Origin of the sequence: Dulcicalothrix desertica PCC 7102, assembly GCF_003991905.1 — a bacterium.
Lineage (GTDB): Bacteria > Cyanobacteriota > Cyanobacteriia > Cyanobacteriales > Nostocaceae > Dulcicalothrix > Dulcicalothrix desertica.
The window spans coordinates 82,492-91,081 of the sequence record NZ_RSCL01000003.1 but is presented as its reverse complement, the minus strand read 5'-3'; the positions used below and the strand labels follow the sequence as shown (position 1 = coordinate 91,081).

The following is an 8,590-nucleotide window of genomic DNA, read 5'->3' as shown; positions in this document are numbered from 1 at the left end:
AAGCATGGGGTAAGTACGAACAAGCACTTGCTCATTATCAGCAAAGTCGTGACCTTTACGAACAACTAAAATTAGAGGCGGATATGGCTGATTTATCAGGTTTTATATCCGACTGCTACCAAAATTTGGGTAAGTTCGAGCAAGCAATTGAGAGTCGTCAAAATTATTTACAGACCTATCAACGCTTAGGTAATCAGCCAAATGTTGCTAGTGCCTATTGTCAGTTAGGAGTTATTTATCAAGCATGGAGTAAGTACGAACAAGCAATTTCCCACTATCATCAAAGTCGTGACTTTTACGAACAACTAAAACTAGAGACGGATGTGGCTGATTTATCAGGTTTGATATCCGACTGCTATCTAAATTGGGGCAAGTACGAGCAGGCAATTGAGAGTTTGCAAAATTATTTACAGATTTATCAAAGCTTAGACAATCAGCCAAATGTCGCTTTTGCCTATTGGAGGTTGGGACGGATTTATCAAGCATGGGGCAAGTACGAACAAGCAATTTCCCATTATCAGCAAAGTCGTCACCTTTACAAACAACTAGAACTAGAGACGAATGTCGCTAATCAATTGGGTTGGATATCCGACTGCTATCTAAATTGGGGCAAGTACGAGCAGGCAATTGAGAGTCGGCAAAATTATTTACAGATTTATCAAAGTTTAGATAATCAGCCAAATGTTGCTAGTGCCTATTGGCAGTTAGGACGGATTTATCAAGCATGGGGTAAGTACGAACAAGCAATTTCCTACTATCAGCAAAGTCGTGACCTTTACGAACAACTGGGACTAGAGACGAATGTGGCTGATTTATGGGGTTTGATATCCAACTGCTACAAAGATTGGGGCAAATACGAGCTAGCAATTGAAAGTCGGCAAAATTATTTACAAATTTATCAACGCTTGGATAATCAGCCAAATGTTGCTAGTGCCTATTGGCAGTTAGGACGAATTTATCAAGCATGGGGTAAGTGCAAACAAGCTATTTTTCATTATCAACAAAGTCGTGACCTTTACGAACAGCTAGGACTAGAGACGGATGTGGCTGATTTATTAGGTTGGATATCAAACTGCTACCGGGATTGGGGTAAGTACGAGCTAGCAATTGAGAGTCGCCAAAATTATTTACAGATGAATCAACGCTTAGATAATCAATCAAATATAACTAATGCTTTTTATCATTTAGGGCGAATTTACCAAGAATGGGGTAAATACGAACAAGCAATTTCTTACTATCAGCAAGCTCATCATATATATGAGCAACTGAATCAAAAGCAGGATGTGGTTGATTTATGGGGTTTGATATCCGAATGTTACCGGGATTGGGGTAAGTACGAGCAGGCAATCGAGTGTCTGCAAAATTGTTTACAGATGACTCAACGCTTGGATAATGATCTAAATATCGCTTTTGCCCATTTGCAGTTAGGACGCATTTACCAAGAATGGGGTAAATACGAACAAGCAATTTCCTACTATCAGCAAAGCCGTGGCATGTATGAGCAACTAGATAGAAAGCAAGCTGTAGCTAATCAATGGGGTTGGATGTCCAACTGCTACCGTAATTGGGGCAAGTACGAGCTGGCAATTGACTGTTTGCAAAATTGTTTACAGATGAATCAACGCTTAGATAATCACCCAGGTGTAGCTCGTGCTTATTCCGCTATAGGAAACATTTATCAAGAATGGGATAAATACGAACAAGCTATTTCTTATTATCAACAAAGTAGTCAACTGTATAAGCAATTAGGGAGAGAGCAGGATGTAGCCAATCAATTATATGGGCTAGCCAATTGCTATCAAAATTTCAAGGATTACAACACAGCTATTGACTATTATCAGCAAAGTTGCGATTTACACTTTTCATTGGGTGATAATAAAAGTGTTGCTATACGTTGCAGGCGCCTAGCTTACGCTCAAGGTTTATTTGCAAGAAATATTAATGATAAAATACAAGCTCTTGAATTATTGGCGCAAGTAGAGCAAAACATCCATCAAGCCATGCAAATAAATACCGCAGGCGCCTACACAAAAAATCTCGCCTACGATTATATAGTCATTAGCCTACTTATTTCGGAACGTCTACGCCTTTTACCTAACAACGATTTATCAGTACAAGAACAAATTGCCCAATTTGAGCAGAATTATAATATTGGTTTTTCTTATTTTGATGAGCTAGGGCAAACTGTAAATAAAGCAGATGAAGCGCTTGATATCGCGCGCGTATATCTTGAAGTCGGCGCCTTAGAAAATCTTGAATTTGCCGAACAATTAGCTCAAGAATCGCTTTATGTATTCCAAGAGTACAACCGTCGTAAGCTGGAAGCATCTGCTTTTAAGCTTTTGGGCGAAATATATTTAAAGCGTCGAGAGCACAATCAAGATAATGCAGAAGCAATTGCTACACAGTTTTTAACTGAAAGTTTGCAAATTTACCGTGCGCTTGATTTACAGGAAAAAGCCATTGAGGTCGAATTGCTATTTAATTCTGGCGAATAATAACACTATCAAATTTTCAACGTCGAAGCATTTTTACCAAACTGGCGCCGATACAGAATTTGTTTCTCTAGTTATCTTGAGGCGCCGTTACAAATGTAGGTTCTACAACAGATATTTCTGTACTGTAACGGTTAAAGTCTTCTACATTGAATGTAAGAATATGAGTTAACCCATGAACAAGCATGGCAGCAACAAGACGAGCATCATGTACATTAACCCCTCTTACAGAGTAGGTTACAACAAGCCTTTCCCATTCTTGGTAAATAGCAGAAGTATCTAGCAGCAGCGTAAACAATGCTTTTAATCGATTAATCTCTGCTTCTGCTTTTTCTGGAGTGCGTCCTAAACCATTTCTCTGAGCAGGACGTGTATAAACTCCCCAAAATTCAATCAAATTTTGCGGCACGATATGAAGCTTTTCTCCGCGACGACGTAGTTCGTTTATGGCATTCGTAGCATCATTATTCATTGGGTGGTTAGGGTCAACGCTACGAAGCAATATATTTGTATCAATAAGATACGCCACACTTAACCTCGCTCTCCGTAAATACTTTCTCTACTAATATCTTCATCGGAAAGCATTGGAAAGTTAAACCCCCGGTGACTATTTACCCACTCATCAAATGCTGCTATCCATTCGTCAGCAGTTGCTGTTTCGCTAAATGGTCGCTTTAGCTCTGCCTGTTTTGACTTCAAAAGCTCATTTAACATTGCATTCAGGTAAGGTTTAACAGTTTCTTCTGATAAGTTTGTTATTTGTATCAACGTTTGTGTAATTCTCTCAATTTCTTGTTTATGAGTTACTTGTAGATTGTGAAGAATTTGGCTTTCTTTGCCTTCACCGAATGATGTGCTGGTTGTCATAGTATTACTTTTAGAATTTTACTCACTTGAACTTAACAAACTTTTTTCATTATGATTCAACTTTATTTCTTTAACAACGAAATAGATCAAAATGTCTGTAGTAGCTAGACAGCCATTGGCAAAGGCGCAAACAGGCTTGCGCTTGTTCATTTGTTGGATTAATGGTATGTTCCTCAATTATGGCATAAGTAATATAAAGCTTTTAGTGCAAAAATACCAAGAATATGGAACGGGCAGGATGCCCATTCCACAAGATAACTAAGAAACAATTTTAGTAATGATTGTGTCAAGTATTATGGACTTAATGTAATAATTGTTATACCGAAGCCATTTTTTACCGGGTGACTTACGTAAATGCTAGAATCCTCTGGTGGAAAGTTAGGATATCTCGATGTCAGTAGCAGCTAAGTCAATCAAGTTTGGTACGGATGGCTGGCGCGGTATAATTGCCGATGAGTTCACTTTTGAGCGTGTCGCATTAGTCGCCCCCGTTGCCGCTAAAGTTTTATTTGATACTTACGGTCAGCAAGTCGGGAACCGTAAAATTATTGTTGGTTATGACCGTCGGTTTATGGCGGAAGATTTTGCGCTTTTTGTCGCAAATATTGTTTCTGCGGCTGGTTTTGATGTGTTATTGAGCGAATCTTTTGCCCCGACACCTGCTTTTAGTTGGGCTGCAAAACAAGAAAATGCTTTAGGCGCCTTAGTTATTACAGCAAGTCATAATCCGGGTAAATACTTAGGTTTAAAAGTTAAAAGTGCTTTTGGTGGGTCTGTACCTCCAGAAGTAACGAAAGAAATAGAGGCTTTGTTAGGTGAAACATTACCCCCTGCTGAGACACCAGGCAAAATAGAAAAGTTTAATCCTTGGTTGAGTTATTGCGAAGGTTTAAAAAGTAAAGTTGATATAGCCAAGCTTCGTGATGCAATCGATAAAAGTAAACTAACTTTGTTTGCTGATGCTATGCATGGCGCCTCTGCTGGTGGTTTAGCAATGCTGTTGGGCGATAATGTTAAAGAAATTAATAGCGATAGTGACCCAACTTTTGAAGGTGGGGCGCCGGAACCTTTACCCAAATATCTGTCAAAATTGTTTGGTGTAATGAAAACACACCGCGAACAAAACCCAAATAATTTAACTGTGGCTTTGGTTTTTGATGGTGACTGTGACCGCATTGCTGCTGTAGACGGCGAAGTTAATTTCCTTAGTTCACAAATACTAATTCCAATTTTAATTGACCATTTAACTAAGCGACGTGGTTTTACTGGTGAAATAGTAAAAACTGTTAGCGGTTCCGATTTAATACCACTAGTTGCAAAACTGCACAATCTTTCAATTTTTGAAACTCCTGTTGGTTATAAATATATAGCTGATAGAATGCTCGTGGCGCCTGTTTTACTTGGTGGTGAAGAATCTGGTGGTATCGGATATGGTACACATATTCCAGAACGTGATGCACTGTTATCTGCTTTGTATGTTCTAGAAGCTATTGTTGAGTCAGGTTTAGATTTAGGTGATTATTATCGTAATCTCCAAGAGAAAACTGGCTTTAACTCCGCATACGACCGCATTGATTTACCTTTAGCAAGTATGGAAGTACGCGCGAAGTTACTTGAACAACTTCAAAAAGAACCTCTAAAGGAAATTGCCGGACTTGCGGTAACTGGTTGTCAAACTATCGATGGTTATAAATATCGTCTTGCTGATAACCGTTGGTTGATGATTCGTTTTAGCGGTACTGAACCTGTTTTACGTCTTTACTGCGAAGCTGCAACCCTCGAACAGGTACATGACACCTTAGCATGGGCAAAACAATGGGCATCATAAATATTTAAGAGTAATTATTTTACCCTGTGAGAAAGGGAGATAAATATTAATTCTTGTGGAGCGGGCATCCTTGCCCGCCTTTATAAAAAACAGCTACTTTCTAATCAGAGTGGCTGTTTTTCATTCGGAGAGCAAAGTAAAAATTAAAATAACGAGTATGTTAATAAAATTTTTGTATATTATCTATAGAATGGCTAGCAGTCAAATAACCAATAAATAGGCAGGTGTGACTAATATAGGTGACTTTTAATAATATCCTTGAGCAGGTCAGAGAAGCAGCATCTAAGAGATTATTATTCCTGCCTCATACGATTCGACAAATGTCACGCCCCGAACGAATGATTTCGACTGCCGATATTGAGACTCCCAGACCCAAATCAATGGTCATTAGATTTTAAAAGGAGACTTTCGTAGAATGGAATGTTTATACTGCAAATCAAAAATGCGACGTGGAACCGCTCCTTTTAGCATTGACAGAAATGGCTACCATTTAACCTGGAATGCAATTCCTGCATGGGTTTGTGACCAGTGCGGTGAGACGTTATTTGAAGCGCGCGAGGTTGATTTAATCCAAGAGGCTCTTACGGCGTTAGATAGTAAAACTGCTACATTCGCAACAGTAAAAAACTAAGTAAGGACTGTTTAACAAATGACTTTATTAGTTGTTGCTACAGGTAATCCTGGTAAGTTACGCGAAATGCAAGCTTACCTCGCTGACTCTGGTTGGGAATTAACGCTTAAACCACCCGAATTAGATGTAGAAGAAACTGGCGAGACTTTTGCTGAAAATGCTTGTTTAAAAGCTTCACAAGTCGCAATCGCTACAAATAACTGGGCAATTGCTGATGACTCTGGTTTGGAAGTTGATGCTTTGAACGGCGCCCCAGGTGTATACTCTGCGCGCTATGGTAGTTCTGATGCTGACCGTATAGCTCGGTTATTACGTACACTTGGAAATAATAATCAGAGGGGAGCGCAATTTGTTTGTGCAGCTGCAATCGCGCGTCCTGACGGTACGATTGCACTGCAAGCTCTTGGTGTTTGTCGCGGTGAAATACTTAATGCACCGCGTGGGAATGGGGGTTTTGGTTATGACCCCGTTTTTTATGTTCCGGAGCAAAATTCCACTTTTGCTGAAATGACACCAGAAGTGAAGCGCTCTGTTAGTCATCGCGGCAAAGCTTTTGCAAATTTACTCCAACAGTTGCCACATATAGAGATGTAATAGAGATGTAATGAATTACATCATTACGTTACACGGCTTCTGTGTTCTTTTCGCCAGTTCGTATTCGTACTACTTGCTCGACTGGCGATATGAAAATTTTACCATCGCCAATTTCGCCTGTACGAGCCGCAGCAATGATTTTATCCACCACCATATCAACCTGATTGTCTTCTACGACTATTTCTACCTTGAGCTTTTGTAGAAACTCAACGGTGTACTCAGAACCACGATAACGCTCGGTTTGACCTTTCTGGCGCCCAAAACCTCGTACTTCTGATACTGTCATACCAACAATACCAGCGTTTACTAACGCTATCTTGACTTCATCCAGTTTGAAAGGACGGATAATTGCTTCGACTTTTCTCATGTGTTTTCTCCTTGCTTGTAGTAGCTTCGTTTATATATTTAATCAGAACATCTATCAGTAGCTGACACTTTTAATCCCTTAGTATATAGATTTCTAATTTTAACCATGATTAATTTAACACTATTTTGTATTTTTTGTAACAGAAATAATGTTTAATATTTGGTAAACAAAAATTTACTCTTAACTCTTCTATTGAGAGTTGTTATGATTTGCTAACAATGGGCGCACAATCAAATATCCGGCGCCAAATGCTGTAATAACGATTAATAATATAGCTACTAACAGCATCCATCCGTTCGTTTCGGCTTTTTGCGTATTGCTGTAAGGGTAATAGCGAACTTCCTGTTCTTCAATGTAGACAGGTTCTGACATTGGATAATATTCAGGAGTTGGTTCGGGACTTGGCGCCCTGTTGATTTTAATCTTTTTTGGCGCCGCAACACGTTGTTTGCGTGGTTGTGATTTAGGAGTTTGTTGCGGTTGTGGTGATGGTTGCCGATTTACGCTTCTTTCGTTGTCAGTTGGATAAACTTGTGGGTTATAACTGTTTGTAGATTGGGTAGATATTAGTTGCTGTAACTGCATTACCGAATTAACCGCTTTCGCTATTTCTTGCCGCAAAAGCTGATTTTCTTGGCTCAAATGCTGGTTTTTAACTGAAAGCGTATCAACTACTGACTGTGCAGCTTGGAGTTCTGCTGCTAAGTCACGATACACTGACAAGGGTACCGATGGTGGATAACCTTGATTATTTGAGTATTGAGTATTAGGGACGGAGTTTACAGTAGTTCGCATGTTCGTTCGTTCTTTCGTTCGTTTAAATATTTTTCGGAATTTGAGTCAAAGTGTAAATTGCCACAATCAAGATTAGATAGATACAACAATAACTGCCTCTACCCAATAGGCAGTTATTAAAGCTATGCCGGCATGATAATAGAAAACTGCTCTATGAGCAAAGGTTTTTTAACACTATATTTGTAACAGTGGATAGAAATGTCCCACTGGCCCTGTCCCTTTACCTATATCAAGCGCATATGTTAAAGCTACAGTGACGTAATCTTTAGCTTTTTGGACTGCGGTAAATAGATTTTCGCCACGGGCAAGGTTCGCTGTTATTGCTGCTGCTAATGTGCAACCTGTACCATGAGTATTTTTTGTATCAACTTGCTGCGTCGTTATTATCTCCAAAGTTTCTCCATCAAACCATACATCTGTACCACGTTCAAGCCCTGTCATTCCACCACCTTTGACTAATACTGCTTTAACAGCTAAATGTTGGTGGATATATTCAGCAGCTAATTTCATCTCCAATAGTGAATTAATTTCTATCCCGGTTAGAATTTGAGCTTCATAACGGTTAGGTGTCACCAAAACTGCCAATGGTAATAAAGTTTCGCGAAGTATTTTTACAGCTTCATCATCAATTAATTGTGCCCCAGCCCGCGACACCATAACTGGGTCTACAACTAAATTTTCGATTTGTAACAATTCTACTTGCTTGGCAACGGCGCCAATTATTTCCTTATTAAGTAACATTCCTGTTTTCGCAGCTTGCACACCAATATCTTCAGCAACAGCTTGTATTTGGGCAACCACAGCTTCGGGTGGCATTGCATCAACTCGCGTTACACCGAGTGTATTTTGAGCAGTAATACAAGTCACCGCACTAGTTCCATGTACACAATGAAACGCAAAAGTCCGTAAATCTGCTTGAATTCCGGCGCCACCTCCACTATCTGAACCCGCAATAGTCAAAGCAACAGGCACCCTAGATACTTTTGTTACATCCATAATTAATAAATTCAAAT

10 protein-coding genes are annotated in these 8,590 nt (G+C 39.5%); 4 read left to right on the top strand and 6 right to left on the bottom strand.

What is annotated here, in order from left to right; genetic code table 11:
* Positions 1-2,498, top strand: a 2,498-nt coding sequence (locus DSM106972_RS52495) for a tetratricopeptide repeat protein (RefSeq protein ID WP_201800697.1), incomplete at its 5' end; no start/stop codon positions are given.
* Positions 2,499-2,565: 67 nt separating this feature from the next.
* On the opposite strand, the gene DSM106972_RS07060 is transcribed toward DSM106972_RS52495, so the two are convergent.
* From DSM106972_RS07060 to DSM106972_RS55680, 3 genes are all read right to left on the bottom strand, one after another.
* Complete coding sequence (locus tag DSM106972_RS07060; RefSeq protein WP_127080047.1) at positions 2,566-3,024, bottom strand: type II toxin-antitoxin system VapC family toxin; 459 nt, start codon at positions 3,022-3,024, stop codon at positions 2,566-2,568.
* Between the two features lie 2 nt (positions 3,025-3,026).
* Positions 3,027-3,362, bottom strand: a complete 336-nt coding sequence (locus DSM106972_RS07055; protein ID WP_233787724.1) for a hypothetical protein — start codon at positions 3,360-3,362, stop codon at positions 3,027-3,029.
* Positions 3,363-3,432: 70 nt separating this feature from the next.
* Complete coding sequence (locus DSM106972_RS55680) at positions 3,433-3,525, bottom strand: DUF6888 family protein (RefSeq protein WP_411675287.1); 93 nt, start codon at positions 3,523-3,525, stop codon at positions 3,433-3,435.
* Positions 3,526-3,753: 228 nt separating this feature from the next.
* Between DSM106972_RS55680 and DSM106972_RS07050 the strand changes: the two genes are divergently transcribed.
* The 3 genes from DSM106972_RS07050 (at position 3,754) to rdgB (ending at position 6,415) form a co-directional block, all read left to right on the top strand.
* Positions 3,754-5,190 (top strand): phosphoglucomutase/phosphomannomutase family protein, encoded by a 1,437-nt coding sequence (locus tag DSM106972_RS07050; RefSeq protein WP_127080046.1) that lies wholly within the window; start codon positions 3,754-3,756, stop codon positions 5,188-5,190.
* A gap of 415 nt (positions 5,191-5,605) precedes the next feature.
* Positions 5,606-5,821 (top strand): YgiT-type zinc finger protein, encoded by a 216-nt coding sequence (locus tag DSM106972_RS07045; protein WP_127080045.1) that lies wholly within the window; start codon positions 5,606-5,608, stop codon positions 5,819-5,821.
* Between the two features lie 18 nt (positions 5,822-5,839).
* The gene (gene rdgB, locus DSM106972_RS07040; RefSeq protein WP_127080044.1) at positions 5,840-6,415 is read left to right on the top strand and encodes an RdgB/HAM1 family non-canonical purine NTP pyrophosphatase; all 576 of its coding nucleotides are present in this window, start codon (positions 5,840-5,842) and stop codon (positions 6,413-6,415) included.
* A 28-nt stretch (positions 6,416-6,443) separates the two neighbouring features.
* Here rdgB and DSM106972_RS07035 read toward each other — a convergent pair whose 3' ends face one another.
* From DSM106972_RS07035 to thiD, 3 genes are all read right to left on the bottom strand, one after another.
* Positions 6,444-6,782 (bottom strand): P-II family nitrogen regulator, encoded by a 339-nt coding sequence (locus DSM106972_RS07035; RefSeq protein ID WP_015197276.1) that lies wholly within the window; start codon positions 6,780-6,782, stop codon positions 6,444-6,446.
* A gap of 189 nt (positions 6,783-6,971) precedes the next feature.
* Positions 6,972-7,577: a hypothetical protein gene (locus DSM106972_RS07030; RefSeq protein WP_127080043.1), complete on the bottom strand. Its 606-nt coding sequence runs from the start codon at positions 7,575-7,577 to the stop codon at positions 6,972-6,974.
* A gap of 174 nt (positions 7,578-7,751) precedes the next feature.
* Entirely contained in the window at positions 7,752-8,573 is an 822-nt protein-coding gene (gene thiD / locus DSM106972_RS07025; RefSeq protein WP_127080042.1) for a bifunctional hydroxymethylpyrimidine kinase/phosphomethylpyrimidine kinase, read from the bottom strand.
* Positions 8,574-8,590: the final 17 nt, after the last annotated feature.